Annotated in this window: 10 protein-coding genes; 6 read left to right on the forward strand and 4 right to left on the reverse strand. The window is 72.1% G+C overall.

Going from position 1 to position 15,440, the window contains the following annotated elements:
* The first annotated feature begins 4 nt into the window (after positions 1-4).
* Together ureG and AB0L00_RS22115 are read left to right on the forward strand one after the other, a co-directional pair.
* Entirely contained in the window at positions 5-658 is a 654-nt protein-coding gene (gene ureG / locus AB0L00_RS22110) for an urease accessory protein UreG (RefSeq protein WP_364437122.1), read from the forward strand.
* Positions 655-1,407 (forward strand): urease accessory protein UreD, encoded by a 753-nt coding sequence (locus AB0L00_RS22115; RefSeq protein ID WP_364437124.1) that lies wholly within the window; start codon positions 655-657, stop codon positions 1,405-1,407. Before ureG ends, AB0L00_RS22115 begins: the two co-directional genes overlap by 4 nt.
* A 49-nt stretch (positions 1,408-1,456) precedes the next feature.
* Here AB0L00_RS22115 and AB0L00_RS22120 read toward each other — a convergent pair whose 3' ends face one another.
* A complete protein-coding gene (locus tag AB0L00_RS22120; RefSeq protein WP_364437126.1) occupies positions 1,457-3,058 on the reverse strand; it encodes a hypothetical protein in 1,602 nt (533 codons plus the stop codon).
* Positions 3,059-3,215: 157 nt separating this feature from the next.
* On the opposite strand from AB0L00_RS22120, the gene AB0L00_RS22125 reads away from it, so the two are divergent.
* Positions 3,216-5,897: a hypothetical protein gene (locus tag AB0L00_RS22125; RefSeq protein WP_364437129.1), complete on the forward strand. Its 2,682-nt coding sequence runs from the start codon at positions 3,216-3,218 to the stop codon at positions 5,895-5,897.
* A 91-nt stretch (positions 5,898-5,988) separates the two neighbouring features.
* Entirely contained in the window at positions 5,989-6,795 is an 807-nt protein-coding gene (locus AB0L00_RS22130) for a DeoR/GlpR family DNA-binding transcription regulator (protein WP_345349225.1), read from the forward strand.
* A gap of 107 nt (positions 6,796-6,902) precedes the next feature.
* Here AB0L00_RS22130 and AB0L00_RS22135 read toward each other — a convergent pair whose 3' ends face one another.
* The gene (locus AB0L00_RS22135; protein ID WP_364437131.1) at positions 6,903-7,535 is read right to left on the reverse strand and encodes an ABATE domain-containing protein; all 633 of its coding nucleotides are present in this window, start codon (positions 7,533-7,535) and stop codon (positions 6,903-6,905) included.
* 195 nt (positions 7,536-7,730) lie between these two features.
* Here AB0L00_RS22135 and AB0L00_RS22140 point away from each other — a divergent pair, with 195 nt between their 5' ends.
* Positions 7,731-8,669: a 2-dehydropantoate 2-reductase gene (locus AB0L00_RS22140; RefSeq protein ID WP_364437134.1), complete on the forward strand. Its 939-nt coding sequence runs from the start codon at positions 7,731-7,733 to the stop codon at positions 8,667-8,669.
* A gap of 151 nt (positions 8,670-8,820) precedes the next feature.
* Positions 8,821-10,347 (forward strand): sugar ABC transporter ATP-binding protein, encoded by a 1,527-nt coding sequence (locus AB0L00_RS22145; RefSeq protein WP_364437136.1) that lies wholly within the window; start codon positions 8,821-8,823, stop codon positions 10,345-10,347.
* Positions 10,348-10,356: 9 nt separating this feature from the next.
* On the opposite strand, the gene AB0L00_RS22150 is transcribed toward AB0L00_RS22145, so the two are convergent.
* Both AB0L00_RS22150 and AB0L00_RS22155 read right to left on the reverse strand, forming a co-directional pair.
* On the reverse strand, positions 10,357-12,813 hold the full coding sequence (locus AB0L00_RS22150; protein ID WP_364437139.1) for a beta-L-arabinofuranosidase domain-containing protein: 2,457 nt from the start codon (positions 12,811-12,813) through the stop codon (positions 10,357-10,359).
* Between the two features lie 58 nt (positions 12,814-12,871).
* On the reverse strand, positions 12,872-15,400 hold the full coding sequence (locus tag AB0L00_RS22155) for a LamG-like jellyroll fold domain-containing protein (protein ID WP_364437141.1): 2,529 nt from the start codon (positions 15,398-15,400) through the stop codon (positions 12,872-12,874).
* Between the last annotated feature and the right edge of the window lie 40 nt (positions 15,401-15,440).

A 15,440-nucleotide genomic window follows, 5' to 3' on the forward strand; every position in this document is an offset into this window, starting at 1 on the left:
AACCTTGGGACTCCACCACGGCCACGACCCGCACGAGCCGCGCCCCCACCGGGCGCTGCGGGTCGGCATCGGCGGCCCGGTCGGCAGCGGCAAGACCGCCCTGGTCGCCGCGCTGTGCCGGCTGCTCCACGAGGAGGCCGCGCTGGCCGTCGTCACGAACGACATCTACACGACCGAGGACGCCGACTTCCTGCGCCGGAACGCCGTGCTCGACGACGACCGGATCGCGGCGGTCCGCACCGGCTGCTGCCCGCACACCGCGATCCGCGACGACATCTCCGCGAACCTGGACGCCGTCGAGGCCCTGGAGGACCGGCACGGTCCGCTCGACCTGGTCATCGTGGAGAGCGGCGGCGACAACCTCACCGCGACGTTCAGCCGCGGGCTGGTCGACCGGCAGATCTTCGTTCTCGACGTGTCCGGCGGCGACAAGGTCCCCCGTAAGGGCGGTCCGGGCGTCACCACCGCGGACCTGCTGGTGATCAACAAGACCGACCTCGCGGCGTTGGTCGGCGCCGACCTGACCGTCATGGCGCGCGACGCCGAGCGCGTACGGGCCGGGCTGCCCATCGCCTTCACCTCGCTCCGGGAACGCCCGGACGTCCCCGAGGTCCTCGGCTGGGTGCGCGCCGCCCTCGCCGAGCACGCCGCCGCGTGACCTCCGTCCGCCTGCCCTCGTACGCCGCCGCGACCGGCACCGGCTTCACGGCGCGGGCGGCGGTGCGCGCCGAGCGCGGTCCCGGCGGGCGGACGCGGATCACGCGGCTGCGGTCGGACGGCCCGCTGGCGCTGCGCGAGGCCGACGGGGCCGTCTACCTCGTCGGCGCGGGCGCGGGACCGCTCGGCGGCGACGACCTCGAGCTGACCGTCGAGGTCGGGCCGGGCGCGCGGCTGGACGTGCGCTCGGCCGCGGCGACGCTCGTCCTGCCGGGACGCCGGGGTGCCGGTGCCTCACGCCTCGTCGTACGGGCCGACGTCGCGGCCGGGGGCCGGCTCGCCTTCACTCCCGAACCCGTGATCGCGGCGGCCGGTTGCGACCACCTTGCGCTGGCGGAGGCGACCCTGGCCGAGGGCGCGGACCTGGTGTGGCGGGAGGAGATCATCCTCGGCCGCCACGGCGAGCCGCCGGGCCGCTATACCGGCCGGTTCGACGTCACGGTCGGCGGGACGCCGCTGCTCCGCCACGAGCTGCGGATCGACGAGGACGCGCCGAGCGGCGCCGTGCTCGGCGACGCGCGGGCCGTCGGAACCCTGCTGGTCACCGGCGCCACCGCCGATCCGTACGCCGAGGAGGGGCTGGCCGTCCTGCCGCTCGCCGGGCCGGGTGTCCTGGTGACGGCCCTGGCCGCCGACGCCGTACGGCTGCGGGAGCGCCTCGCTGCGGGCCGCCGCAGGGTCTCGTGCTGACGCCGCGCGATCGTGGCCGGGGTGGCCTGATGGGTGACACGGGGGAGGGCTACCGGCCGACGGTGGTGATCTTGAGGGCGTGCGGGAAGCCGACGCGCGGGGTCGTGTGATGCGGGTCGAGCCAGCCCGGCAGGTCGACCGAGCCGCCATCGAGATAGGAGTCGTCCATCGTCACGCTGGTCCAGCGGGCGTTCTGCAGTTGCTGGGCACGGCCGATGCCCGCCACGGCCGGCAGGCTGAGGTCGATGTCGAGCCCCGGCCCGCGCAGGTACTTCCACACGGGGTGCGGGTCTTTGCGCGGATCGGGCGGGACCCGGCCGGAGGTGTGGTAGCTGCGGACGACCCGGGACTCGTTCGCCCGCGCCCAGGTTTGAAGCAGGTCCAGGTAGGTGGGCCAGCCCCCGGTGGCGGGATGGAAGCCGTCGAGGTCCCACAGCTCGCGCCAGGACTCACGCCACAGCCTTCTCGGATCCGCGCCGTTTCCGGCGGGCACGCCCCACAGCACCGATCCCAGGGAGGTGTTCCAGCCGCCGTCGGGCATGATCCCCTTCACCGGGCCGATGCCGGTGCTGAACCCGGCCACCGCCACCTTGCCGACGGCCGGCGCGTCGCCGAAGGAGCCGGCGACGACCGGGACGGTCGCTCCTCGCATGTTGGGGCCGGCCAGTTCGACCGGTGAGGCGGTCGGCGGCCGCAGTCCCAGTCGGCTGGTGCGGCACTGGCGGTGCAGGAACAGCCCGACCTCCCGGAGCAGCCGCAGCAGACCCTCGCCGCTGGCCCACGGGCCGATGTCGCCCGCGTCGCCGATCGGCATGACCAGGACGGCGCGGTCGCGCTGGGCGACCATCTCGTAGGCGAAGAAGAACTCGTCGAGCAGGTACTTCTTCGCCAGCTCCAGGTACTTCTGGAACGGCGCGGCCGCATAGACCAGACCGTACGGATAGGTCGCGGCGGTGTACTCCTCGTTCGCCGTGGTCGGGCTGTAGAAGACGACGTAGTCGAGCGTGGCCGGCGGCCTCTCGTCCGGAAGATTCGGCGACCAGACCGCCACGACCCAGCGCGGCCGGCTCGGGCGGGGTGAGTACTCCAGCCAGTAGAACCGCCCGAAGGCGGCCAGGTCCGCGACCGCAGGGTCGCTCTGCAGCCTGTTCCAGCCCTTGGTGCCCGGGGGCACCGCCGTCGACGGCAGCAGCTGCGGGCGCGGCACTCGTACCTCGCGCTGGTCGTTCCACTGCGTTCGGTACGACAGCACGTTGGGGAAACGCGGCGGCTTCCACAACAGGACGGCTCCCGGGTCACGGGCCTTCGTCGTCATCAGGGCGGCGAGCTCCGCGTCCGATCGGCTCGTGGTCGGCGAGGTGTCCATTCGCCCGAGCCGCACGCTGAGCAGCAGATCGGCGCCGTTGATCGTCCGGCTCACCAGCGCGTTGTTCCACATCGCCGTGCGCGGGTCGCCCTCGAACGCGCAGACCTCCTTGACGTGGTACGAGTCGTCGACCTCCAGGGTGATCGGCGCGCCGGGGTCGGCGATGACGGTCGTCCAGGTTCCGGCCGCATCGGTGACACCCCGGGCGGCGCCGAGGCTCACGCTCGCCCCCGCCAGGGGCCGGCCGTTGACGTCGACGACGGAGACCGTGCAGTTGATCGGCATGCGGACCTCCGGTCCCACGGCGCCGGCGGACACTCCGAGCCTGACCTGTGGGCCACATCGCCGCTACAGAGAGGCCGACTCCGGCCACTTACCGTCATCCGACCGAAAACCGTGACAGATTGCCGGTTGACCGCCGTATGCCGCGCAGGGGGACACCATGGCGCTGGTCGTCACTTTCACCGGTAAGACCTCGCTCCCAGGGCCGGACACGGGATACCGGGTCTGGTCGTACAAGATCGACTCGGGTCCGGGCGACCTCCAGCCCAATCAGCGGATCGCGCTCGGCCTGCCGGCCGGCGTGGACGTGCAGAGTCCGGACTCCTACCCGGGTGTCCCTCTGCTGGCGGGGACCTTCCTGCAGCGGGACGCGGGGGCGAGCCGGCAGTACGTGGGACGCGTCATCGCGGGCACGGGCGCGCAGGTCATCTCCTTCGTCGCGCCCACTGCGGACTCGACCTGCGAGATGCTGCTGGTCAAGGCGCCGCAGGGGCAGTCGTGGACGTCCGTGCCGTTCGCCACGGCGCCGGGCGGACCGGCGGCCAACGTCCAGGTACTGGCCGGTCCGCTGCCCGGGCCGCCGGTGTTCAACGGACGCCCGGTCACCGACTTCGCCGGCACGTTCCCGTACGCGAGTGAGGTGTTCGGCGTCTACCAGCCGCTGATCGGCTGGTTCGGCGCGCAGAGCACGCTGCGCGCGGCGGGCGACGGGCTCAGCCGCGAGACGTTGGCGGGGGAGGCCGCCCGGACGCTCGACGACCCGGCGCTGGCCGCACTGGCCGAGCGCTTCAGCGCCGGCGCGCAGGCCATCCTGTCACCGGTCGGGCTGGTCAGCCTCTTCCGGGAGTACTTCTTCGAGTTCGACACGTTCCTCGGCCCACCCGCCGGTCATCTGTGGATCAGCCCGGGCGGCACCGTCGAGGTGGTCGAGACGAGCACCCGGCGCACGCTGGTGGAGAAGACCGCCGAGCAGTCCGAGGAGAGTTCCCGCAAGACGGAGGAGAGCCTGACCCAACAGGACGACGTCGCCGACGCGGTCAAGGACGAGAACGCCAACGACACCAAGCTCGGGGTCAGCGCGACCGGCGGCGTGAACGCCGGGATCTACCACGGCGAGGCGAGCACGAGCTTCAGCACCGACAGCACGGTCAAGAAGTCCTCCGAGGAGACGCACAAGCGCTCCCGCACGCAGAGCGCGAAGGTCACCAGCGAGATCAAACGCAACTTCAAGACCACGTTCAAGACGGTGACCGAGACCACGGACACCTCGAGCCGCCGGTACGTCGTGCAGAACACCACGAACCAACTGGTCAACTACGAGCTGCGGCGCAAGATGCGGAAGGTCGGGGTGCAGCTCCAGCACATCGGCACCCGGCTGAGCTGGCAGGTCTACCTCCCCACTCCTGGTCGCGACCTGGGCCTGGGGGACATGGTCAACGTCGTCGCGGCGCCCGACCTCACCGCGATCAAGAAGCCGGAGGCGCCGCCGCCCCTGCTGCCCCGCGAGACGACCGTCGTCGGGACCTTCCCGGCCAAGCAGTACCCCGGCACGGTCAACTCCCCGCACCTCGGGGACGACTACACCCTCTCACCGGCCAACCCCAACGAGATGGACGGTCACGACAACGAGGACCACATCGTGTCGACCTTCGACTACGTCGGCACGCCCCCCGGCCCGGGCTACACGCTGAGCGGGGTGCACCTCGAGTCCGCCCGGACGCCGTCCGGCGAGGCCAAGTTCGCGGCGACCTACCCGATCCTGAACTCGACGCAGGGCACCTTCCAGGCGCACGCGGAGTTCCTCAACTTCGGCGGCAACCCCGCCATCACGCTGACCTTCCAGCTGCTGTGGCAGCCGCCGGCGCACGACCCGGCACAGGACCAGTACCAGCAGGACCTCGCCGCCTACACGAAACAGGTCGACCAGCTCCAGCGCGAAACCTACGCCAACGCCATAAGAGACCGCCTGAAACTGGTCAGCGCCATGCGCACCCGGCCGTCGAACGATCTGCGCGGCGAGGAACGCCAGACGGTGTTCGGGCAGCTGATCGGTAGGCTCTCGCTCGGCAACGATCCGCACCTCGACGCCGAGCTGGTCCAGCAGATCTTCGACCTCGACGAGATGCTCTACTTCGTCGCCCCCGACTACTGGCGGCCGCGCACCGCGATCCCCGATCCCCATCCGATCCCGCACCCCGGCCAGGACAGCGTCGGCAAGTATCCGGTGCCCGGGCCGTCATGGGAACCGGATCAGACGGCGCCGCTCGCCGGGCAGACGGTCACGAGCTGGTACTCACAGACGGACCGCACCAAGGGCCTCGACGCCCAAGGCCATCCCGCCGACGAGTGGCGGGTGGACTACCTCATCACCGAGGAGACCGCGCCCGCCCCGATGGGCAGCTCGCTCGGCTGGCTGATCCAGCTCGACGGCGACGAACGCCGCAACGAGTTCCTCAACGCCGCCTGGGCCAAGGCCGTCCTGCCCGTACGGCCCGGCCGCGAACTCGACGCGCTGCAATGGCTCTCCGACCACGACGTCGAGGGTGAGGCCGCCCTCGGCCTGCCGTATCCCTTCCAGGCCGGCGATCCGCCGGAGTGGCAGGGCCTGACGGTCGGCGAGGTCCTGCGTCGCGTCGCCACCGGCCTGCAGCACGCCAACAGCGACGTGGCGAACATCCTGGCCGCCGAGGAGGTCTTCGAGACGGGGTTCGACCCGCTCGCCGGGGGCTTCCGGCCCGCCGCGCCGTACCAGATCTTCGACCAGTGGGTCGAGGTCCTGCCGACCGACCAGGTCGCCGCCGTCGAAGTGCACTACGACCCGAAGACGGGCCAACAGCTCTGAAGCCGCCGCGGACTCGCTGATCGGGTGCGCCGTCGGCCCGGCGGGTGGCTACGATCTCAGAGAGTGGGAGCTTTCGCCTTCAGGGGGGACCGTGAGCGACGTCCCAGGGCCGTCGGACGGTCGCAAGCCGGTGTTCGCCGCCGAGCGCCGTAAGCGCATCCTCGAACTGCTGCGGGCGAACGGCACGCTGTCGCTGCGTCAGCTGGCAGAGGCCGTCCAGTCGTCCGAGGTGACGGTGCGCCGTGACGTACGCGCGCTCGAGGCCGACGGCCTGCTGGACCGCCACCACGGCGGGGCCTCCCTGCCCGGCGAGCTCTCTCGCGAGCCGACCTACCTGCAGAAGGCCCAGGTCGCCGGCGACGAGAAGGCCGCGATCGCCGACCTGGCGGCCGCTCTGGTCGAGGACGGTGACGCGATCGCCATCGGCCCCGGCACCACGACACACGCGCTCGCGCAGCGGCTGACCGGCCACACCGACCTCACGGTGGTCACCAACTCGCTCCTGGTCGCCCAGACCCTCGCCGGCTCGCCGCGCATCGAGGTCGTGGTGACCGGGGGCACGCTGCGTGGTCCGGTGCAGGCACTGATCGGCAGCGCGGCGGAGCGGTCGCTGGCCGGGCTGCGGATGCGCCGGGTGTTCATCTCCGGCAACGGGCTGACCGCCGAGCGCGGCCTGTCGACCCCGAACATGCAGGTCGCGGGCACCGACCGGGCGCTCGCCGAGGCGGGGGAGGAGGTCGTGGTGCTCGCCGACCACACCAAGGTCGGGGTGGACACGATGGTGCAGACCGTGCCGCCCGAGCGCATCGACCACCTCGTCACCGGAGAGGACGCCTCACCGGAGGAGCTTCACGAGCTGAGCGCGCGGGGCGTGCGGATCCACGTCGCCCGGCTCTGACCCCTGCCGGACACGTCGCCCGGCTCTGACCCCCGCCGGGGCCACGTCGCCCGGCTCTGACCTCTGCTGGGCTGCTGGGTGAAACAGGACGAGGGCGAAGCTCCGGGTCAGGATCCGCCTCGCCTGCGGGTGCGATAGCCGGCGACCTTCACGAGGTTCCCGCAGCGTTCCATGGAGCACCAGCGGCGTCGGCGCGCCTGGGAGTCGTCGAGGAACAGCAGCGAGCACTCTGGGTTCTCGCATTCCTTGACTCGCGCCAGGCGGGGGCCGCTGATCAGCAGTACCGCGTCGCGGGCCACGGTCGCCAAGGCGGCCTGCGCGGGATGCGCGGCCTGCCAGCGGAGAACCGGCTGCCGTCTGTCGTCGGCGTCGGTGTCCGCGCGGGCCAACTGGGGTGTGAGGTCGGGGTGAGCGGCCGCTTCGTTGATCTGTGCGGCATCGGCCGGATCCGGGGTGTTCCCGCCCATCGCGGCGAGCAGAACCCGATGGAGCGCCTCACGCAACACGCGGGCGGCCGTCAGATCTTCGGCGGTGATCCGCATACGGTCCGGCCCTGCCCGCAGTCGTGCCTCGCTGATCCAGCGGGCCAGAGCATCGGGGTCGGGGAGCCTCTCGACAGGAGCGGTGTGGCGCTTGCCGAGAGTGGCGACGAAGTTCAGGCAGGGGCACCCTCCGATGAACGGGAACGCCATCTCCGGGTCGGCGGGATCCCTTCGAGCGGGCGCGGGTCTGCTGGCCATCCCCCCAGCCTACCGTTTGACACCCGTTCATAAGGTGTCGCATGATGACACCGCTTCAACCGGTGTTCGGGGGTGCGGACGCGGCTCAGGGCTGGTCATGAACGTCACCGCGGCCCGTTCGGCCTGCGGCCGCGCCGGTCGCCGGTTCGCGAAGCGCCCGACCGAACCGCCGTCGACCGGGGGAGACCCGCAATCATGAAGATCCTCGTCATCGGGGCCGGGGCGACCGGAGGCTTCTTCGGCGCCCGGCTCGCCCAGGCCGGCCGGGACGTCACGTTCCTCGTCCGCCCGCGCCGTGCGGCGGTCCTGCGCGAGCGGGGCCTGCGCCTGACCGGCTTGGGCGCTCATGAGGTGCTCGCGCCGAAGCTCGTGACCCCCGGCGAGATCGCCGCTCCCTACGACCTCGTGCTCGTCTCGGTGAAGGCCGGCTCCCTGACGTCGGCACTGGACGACGCCGCTCCAGCGGTCGGTCCGCGCACCGCCGTGGTGCCTTTCCTCAACGGGATCGCGCACATGGGCATACTGAACACCCGCTTCGGCGCACCCGCCGTACTCGGCGGCGTGGTCAAGGTCGTCACCATGGTCGACGACGAGGGTGACATCGTCCGGCTCGATCCACTCGCGACGATGGCGATCGGCGAGCAAGATGGTCGCTCGTCGCCTCGGCTGAGGGAGATCGAGCAGACGTTGGCCGGCTCCGGGTTCGACCTGAGCGTCTCCACAGACATCATCACGGCGATGTGGCACAAATGGGTGTTCATCAGCACCCTCGGCGCGCTCACCGCCCTGATGCGCGGCACGGTCGGCGACGTCGTCGCCGTCCCCGGCGGGGAGCTGCTCGGCCCTGCCATCCTGGCCGAAGCGGCCGCGGTGTCGGCCTCGGCCGGACATCCGGTCCCCGCCGAGGAACTCGCCGCCACCGCAGCGGGGATGACCGAGGCCGGATCGACGGACACCGCATCGCTGTACCGCGACGTGGCCGCCGGCCGCCCCACCGAGGTCGAGCACATCCTCGGTGACCTGACCGCGCGAGCGCGGGTACTCGGCGTGAACACCCCGCTGCTCGACCTCGCCGCCCTGAACCTGAGAGTTCATCAAAAACGCGTCGCCGCCGCCGCAGACGCCGCCGCGTGAGTCGACGCCGCGTCTCTGCCGGCCCACGAATCCTCGTTCCGCGTGCTCCGGCGTCCCGTGGAGTCATCGCCTGTATCCGGCATCCCTGGTGGCGGACGGCCGCGGCGTGGTATTACCTGCGGTACACCGGCGCGTTACCGGGAGGTGCGTCGTGACCGACAGAGCCCTTGAGGCGGCCGGGATCCTCAAGAGGTTCCCCGGCACGGTCGCTCTCGACCATGTCTCACTCACGCTGGCGCGCGGCGAGGTGCACGCGCTGACCGGGGAGAACGGCGTGGGCAAATCCACGCTCGTCAAGGTCCTGTCGGGGGTGTACCGGCCCGACGCCGGACGGCTGCGCCGGGACGGCGAACGGGTCCGCTTCGGCAGCCCGCTGGACGCGCGCCGCGCCGGCGTCATGGCGGTGCACCAGGACAGTGCGCTCATCCCGTCGCTGAGCATCGCCCGCAACCTGTTCGCCGGCGCCGAGCCGAGGGGCCGGTTCGGCCTGATCGACGTCGCGCGGATGAACGACGAGGCCGCCGGCGTCCTCGCCGGTCACGGGCTGCGGGTCGACGTCCGCCGGCCGCTGGCGACGCTGGACCCCGGCGCCCGTACGCTCGTCGCCCTGGCCCGGGCGGTGACGGCCGGCGCCGAGGTCCTCGTCCTCGACGAGCCGACCGCGGAGATGGAGCCGCCGCAGATCGAGACCCTGTTCCGGGTGGTGGCCGAACAGCGCGACCAGGGTCGGGCGGTGCTGTACGTCAGCCACCGGCTCGACGAGCTGTACCGGCTCGGCGACCGGCTGACCGTGCTGCGCGGCGGCCGGGTGGTGCACAGCGGGCCGTTCGCGGGTCTCGAGCGGCGCACGCTGGTGTCGATCATGCTCGGGCGGCGGCTCCCGCAGGTGTCGCCCGCCCCGCCCGAGTCCGCCGCCGAGGCACCGGCCGATCCGCCGTACCTCCGCGCCACCGGGCTCACGCGCCGGCACGCGCTGGCCGACGTCTCGCTGGAGCTGCGGGAGGGCGAGGTGCTGGGGCTGGGCGGCCTGCTGGGGGCCGGCCGCTCGGAGACCGCCAAGGCCATCGCGGGCGCGCTGACGCTGGACGCCGGCCAGGTCACGGTGGCCGGCGCGCCGCTGCGGCGGCGCTCGATCGCCGGTGCGATCCGCGCGGGCGTGGGCCTCCTGCCGGAGAACCGCGCCACCGAGGGGATCATCCCGTCGCTGTCCGTCCGCGACAACATCGCGCTGGCCGCGCTGCCGCGGCTGTCCCGCTTCGGCCTCGTGTCGGGCGCGCGGATCGACCGGGTCGTGGAGACCTTCATGCGTCGCCTGCGCATCAAGGCGACGTCGCCGCTGCAGAAGGTCGCCGAGCTGTCCAGCGGCAACCAGCAGAAGGTCCTCCTCGCCCGCTGGCTGGCGATGCAGCCGAAGGTGCTGCTGCTGGACGAGCCGACGCGCGGCATCGACGTGGGCGCCAAGGCGCAGTTGCGGGACCTGCTGGACGAGCTGGCCGTCGCGGGCCTGGCCATCCTGCTGATCTCCTCCGACCTCGAGGAGCTGGTGTCCGGCTGCGACCGCGTCGTGGTGCTGCGCGACGGCGCCGTCGCGGCCGAGCTGACCGGCCTGGAGATCACCGAGGAGCGCATCATCACGGCCATGGCCTCCGCCGGCGGCGCGCCGCCGGCGGATCGCTGACCTGCTCCTTCAGACCTGGTCGACCCTCCACTCGAGGATGCCGCCCGACACGCCGTCGCCGAGCCGGGCCTCCAGCCGGAACGCGCTCGCCCGTACCGGCGTGAAGGTCGTGCGGTTGTACGTGTCGCGCGCCGTCCCGTACGCGGACGGGTTCTCGACCGGCGTCCAGTCGTCGCCGTCGCGGTACAGCAGCCGCCACGACACCGGGACGCGGCACTGCCCGTGACCGGTGTCGTCGAACCAGTAGACGGCGGCGGCCGCGGCCGTGATCGGCTCCGGGTAGTCGTACTGGACCCACTCGACGCCGCCGCGATGGTCCCACCAGGTGAACCGCGGGATCGACTCGTCGCCGGAGGACGCCGGTTCGATCCCGTCGCACAGCGCCTCCGTCGTGTCCCCCTGCCACAGGTGGGAGGCACTGGCGACCGGCACGAGCCGCCAGTCCCGGGCGTCCGCGCCGTGCCCGATGACCGGGAACGCGGTGACGCGGAGCCGCGCGGCGCCCATGGGGATGAGCGTGACGGTCTCCGCGCGTTCGTCCGACCGGACCGGGCCGTCCTGCAGCGGCCGGATGACGTTCTCGTCGTCGGTCCGCCAGTTGGGGATGCGGCGGGCCCGCGCCCGGATCTCGAGGGGCGCTCCCCGCCGGGTGAACGGGTTCCCGCGCGCCGGTCGCCGCCGCAGGCTGAACGACCGTCCGTCGAGGCCGTAGTTCCACGGGGATCCGGCGGTGACCTCGTACTCCGGCCATGCCGTCGTGCCGGCGAACCGCCGCCAGTTCTCCTCGATGGCGAGGGAGAAGGTGAGCGGGCCGTACTCCACGGAGACCGCCCCGTGGTTCTTCTCCCAGGTACGGGTGGTGGCGCGCATGGGGAGACGGAGCTCGACCCGGTCCCCGTGCCGCCAGGTACGGGTGACGACGACGTAGCACGGCGGCGCCGCCCGCAGGGGAACAGGAGAGCCGTTCACCCGCAGCGCGGGCTGCTCGCACCAGCGCGGCACGCGCAGGTAGAGCGGGAACTCGACGGGACGCGGCGTGGAGATCCGCAGCGTCACGCTCTCCTCGAACGGGTACCCGGTCTCCTCGGTCACGGTGACGGTCGTGCCGTCGCCGCCGACCTTCGCCGTCACCTCGGAGGCGGCGTACATCGAGGCGCACAGCCCGGCGTCGTACGTCGCCAGCCACAGCTCCTCGGCGTAGTACGGCCAGCCCATGCCGTAGTTGTGCGGGCAGCAGCGGTAGTTGTGCACGCCCGGCATGTACGCCTGCATCGCGAAGTCGTTGTCGAACTGCCCGTGGGTCTTGGCGACGTTGTCGAGCTGAACGCCGTTGGCGCTGGTGATGTAGTGCGTGCCGCGCTGCGCGGGGTCGAAGGCGGCGGGCAGCGAGTTGACGGCGATGTCCTCGCAGCGGTCGGCCCACACCGGGTCCCCGGTGATCCGGGTCAGCAGCTCGAAGCTGTGCATGAGCTCGACGAACCCACAGGTCTCCAGGCCCTGCCGCGGATCGGTGAAGTACGGGCGGCAGTTCTCGTCGCCGGCGAACCCGCCGCCGGGGAACTGACCGTACGTGCCCATCACCGTGTCGTAGTCCCGGTAGGTCGCCGCGCGCAGCGCCGGGTCGCCGGCCAGCACGCCGTACTGCGCGGGCTCGCGGAACCCCTGGGCGAGGTTCACGTTGTGCGGGGTCGGCAGGCCGGTGACGTAGTCGGCGGAACCGGCGTGGATCTTGCGGACGAGGTCGAGGAGCCGGTCGTCCCCGGTCCGGTTGTAGACCCAGTAGACGCTGTCGATCGTGTCGCCCCAGCGGTACGCGCCCCAGCCGCGCCGGAAGACCTCGGCGGGCTGCCGGTTCTGGAAGTCGAAGTACCGCATGAGGAACGGGGTGATCCGCTCGTCGCCGGTCGCCTCGGCGTACGAGCGGAGCGCGTCGAGGACGGGCATGTGCGGCCACAAGTCCGGGCCGCCCTCCAGGGAGGTGCGCAGGGCGGCCGGGCCGAACCAGCCGTCGGCCGTCTGCGCGGCCAGGATGCCGTCCACCCACCGGCGGGTCAGGCTCCGCACGCGCTCGTCGCCGGTGACGAGGCCGAGGTCGGTGAAGCCGCGCAGCCAGTACGGGAGCTCCTCCCAGCCCCCTTTCGCGGGGTCGACCCACCCGTTCGTGTCGTAGACCAGGTAGTCCGAGACCTCGGGCATGCGCCCGTTCAGCCCCTCGACCTGCAGGTCGAGCTGGCGCCGCAGCCATCCCCTCGGCCGCACGCTTCCCGGCGGCAGCTTGAGGAACGGCGCCGCCTGCAGCGGCGCGCGGTTCGGCGTGTAGTGCCCGCCCGCCGAGGCGGCCTCCACCGTCCGCAGGACCCGCACGCGGTCCCGGGTGTCCGCGTCGGCGGGCCGTCCGCCGATTCCGGCCGCGGCCACGCCCCCGGTGACGGTGAGGCCGCGGGTGAGGAACGTCCGTCGTTCCATCCGACTCTCTCCTTCTCACGGGAGGCGGGAGGGACCCGAGGGTCCCTCCCGCACCGCGTCACTTGCCGGACTGGTAGAGCTTCGCGACGTCGTCGGCGGACAGGGCCCGGTCGAAGACGTGCACCTGGTCGATGGCGCCGGCCCAGTAGTCGACCGGGTTGCCGCCGTACCTGCCGCGGCCGATCACCGTGTGCCCGGTGGACCGGTCGCCGAGGCAGGCCGCCGCGCTTCCGGCCTTCTGCCCGTCGACGTACAGGGTCAGCGAGCCGGAGGCGGCGTCACGGACCCCGACGAGGTGGTACCAGCGCCCGGTCTCCGGGGCGGTCGGCGCGAGCGCCCGTACCCCGGCGAAGCTGAACGCGAACCGGTCGTCAGCGCCGGAGTACTGCAGGTAGAAGGCGCTGTTCGTGTCGCCGTCCTGGCTGACCGCCGTGGCGAACCCGCCGCGCCGGTCGAGCTTCACCCAGGCGGACACGCTGTAGTTCCCGGTCGTGTCCAGGATGGCCGCGCCGGTGTCGGCGAACTGGTTGGAACCGTTGAACTGCAGCGCGGACCCGGAGTGCCCGGCCGTCCACGCCGGCCCGTTCACGAGCGTCGCGTCGTGCGTGCCGACCGTGTCCTTGGCGACCGTGCCGGATCCCTCGTCGAGCGGGTAGAAGCTGACGCCGTCGAGTCCGGGCGTGCCGGGCGGGAAGCTCTGGCCGCCGCCCTGGCCGACCGAGCCGGAGGCCTTGATGAGGGCCTGGTTGGCCGCGCGGACCTGCTCGGCGCCGGGCTTGAGCACCTGACGGTCGTAGGTGTAGATGCCGTTGAGCTCGTTCTCGACGTCGGTGATCTGGGTGTAGACCGACGCGGACACGCCGCACCGCTGCTCCACGTCGAGCAGGCGGTTCTGCAGCTCGGTGTAGCGCCGGGTCAGCGTGGCCTGGTCGGGCTCCATCTCGTAGGCGAAGCCGTTCGCGGGGTCCCACATGTGGCCGTCGACCTTGAGGCCGAGCCCGCCGTACTCCCCGTCGACCGCGGCCCGCGCGCCCTGCTGGACCGGGGATCCGGGGCCGACGTAGGTGTGGTCGTCGTAGATGTCGCCCGTTCCGATGTTCGGGATGGACTCACAGCAGTTGGTGCCGCTGTCGACGTCCACGAGACGGCTCGGGTCCCAGCCCTTGACCTGCGCGGCGATCCGATCCGGCTCGTACTCGCCCCAGCCCTCGTTGAAGGGCACCCACACGACGATGGACGGGTGGCTGCGGTGCTGGTCGACGAGGTCGCGCAGCTCGGTCTCGAACTGCGTCTTGACCGCCGCGGACGGCGAGTGCCCGGCGTACGTCGCGGGCATGTCCTGCCACACGAGCAGCCCGAGCCGGTCCGCCCAGTAGTACCAGCGGTCGGGCTCGACCTTCACGTGCTTGCGGACCATGTTGAAGCCGAGGCGCTTGTGCGCCTCCAGATCGAACCGCAGGGCGGCGTCGGTCGGCGCGGTGTAGATGCCGTCCGGCCAGAAGCCCTGGTCGAGCGTGCCGACCTGCATGACGAACTTGCCGTTCAGCAGCATCCGCACCTTGCCGTCGGGACCCTTCCCGAGGCCGATCGAACGCATTCCGGAGTACGAGCCGACCTCGTCGACGACCTTGTGACCCTCCCGGACCCGCACCTTCAGCGTGTACAGGTACGGGTCGTCCGGCGTCCACAGGTGCGGCTTGCGGATCGGAATGCTCAGCTCGGCGTTCGCCGCGCCGACGGCCCGGCCCACCGGGCGGTGCCCGGCGTACGCGACGGCCTCGACCGTCGCCGCCGGGCTCCCGGCGACGTGCGTGGTCAGCCGCAGCGTCTTGCTCGCCAGGTCCGGCGTCGCGTCCAGGCGGGAGACGTACGACGCGGCGACCGGCTCCATCCAGACGGTCTGCCAGATCCCGGACGACGGGGTGTAGAAGATGCCGTCACCGGGCTTGCGCTGCTTGCCGAGCGCCTGGGAGCCGATGTCGGTGGGGTCGTCGACGCCGACCAGCAGCTCCTGCGGGCCGTTGCCCCGGAGGGCGCCGGTCACGTCGGCGGAGAAGCCGTCGTAGCCGCCCGTGTGCGTGGCCACCTGCGTGCCGTTCACGTAGACGGTGGCGTGGTAGTCGACGGCCTGGAAGTGCAGGAGGAGCCGGCCGCCGTGCCAGGACTTCGGCACGGCGAACGTCCGGCGGTACCACATGTGGTCGACGTGGCGCTTGATCCCGGACAGCGCCGACTCGACCGGGTACGGGACGAGGATCCGCTCCGCCAAGGTCTTGCCGGTCGGCGGCGCCTCGCCGGCGGACGCCTCGGCGAACTGCCATTCGCCGTTGAGGTTCTGCCACCGGGACCGGGTCAGCTGGGGCCGCGGGTACTCCGGAAGGGCGTTGGTCGGGGAGACCTGGTCGGTCCAGGGGGTGGTCAGCGGCGGGGTCTGGGCCTTCCAGGACGCGGCGGCCGGTGCGGAGGCGGGAGCCGGTGCGGAGGCGGAGGCGGGGGCGACGAGGGCGGCGAGAAGCGCGACCGCGAGGCCGATGATGACGGCCGGGCCACGAGGTCTGGCGAGGCTGGATGATCGGAGGGCTGGCACGGCAGACTCCCATCTGTTGAAACAGGGTGATGGGCGGACG

The organism is Actinoallomurus sp. NPDC052308 (genome assembly GCF_040679195.1).
GTDB lineage: Bacteria > Actinomycetota > Actinomycetes > Streptosporangiales > Streptosporangiaceae > Actinoallomurus > Actinoallomurus liliacearum.

Excerpts from the sequence above, each read along its gene's own strand:
- AB0L00_RS22120 (WP_364437126.1), bottom strand. The coding sequence starts at position 3,058 with ATGCCGATCAACTGCACGGTCTCCGTCGTCGACGTCAACGGCCGGCCC.
- AB0L00_RS22125 (WP_364437129.1), top strand. The coding sequence starts at position 3,216 with ATGGCGCTGGTCGTCACTTTCACCGGTAAGACCTCGCTCCCAGGGCCG.
- AB0L00_RS22135 (WP_364437131.1), bottom strand. The coding sequence starts at position 7,535 with ATGGCCAGCAGACCCGCGCCCGCTCGAAGGGATCCCGCCGACCCGGAG.
- AB0L00_RS22140 (WP_364437134.1), top strand. The coding sequence starts at position 7,731 with ATGAAGATCCTCGTCATCGGGGCCGGGGCGACCGGAGGCTTCTTCGGC.
- AB0L00_RS22150 (WP_364437139.1), bottom strand. The coding sequence starts at position 12,813 with ATGGAACGACGGACGTTCCTCACCCGCGGCCTCACCGTCACCGGGGGC.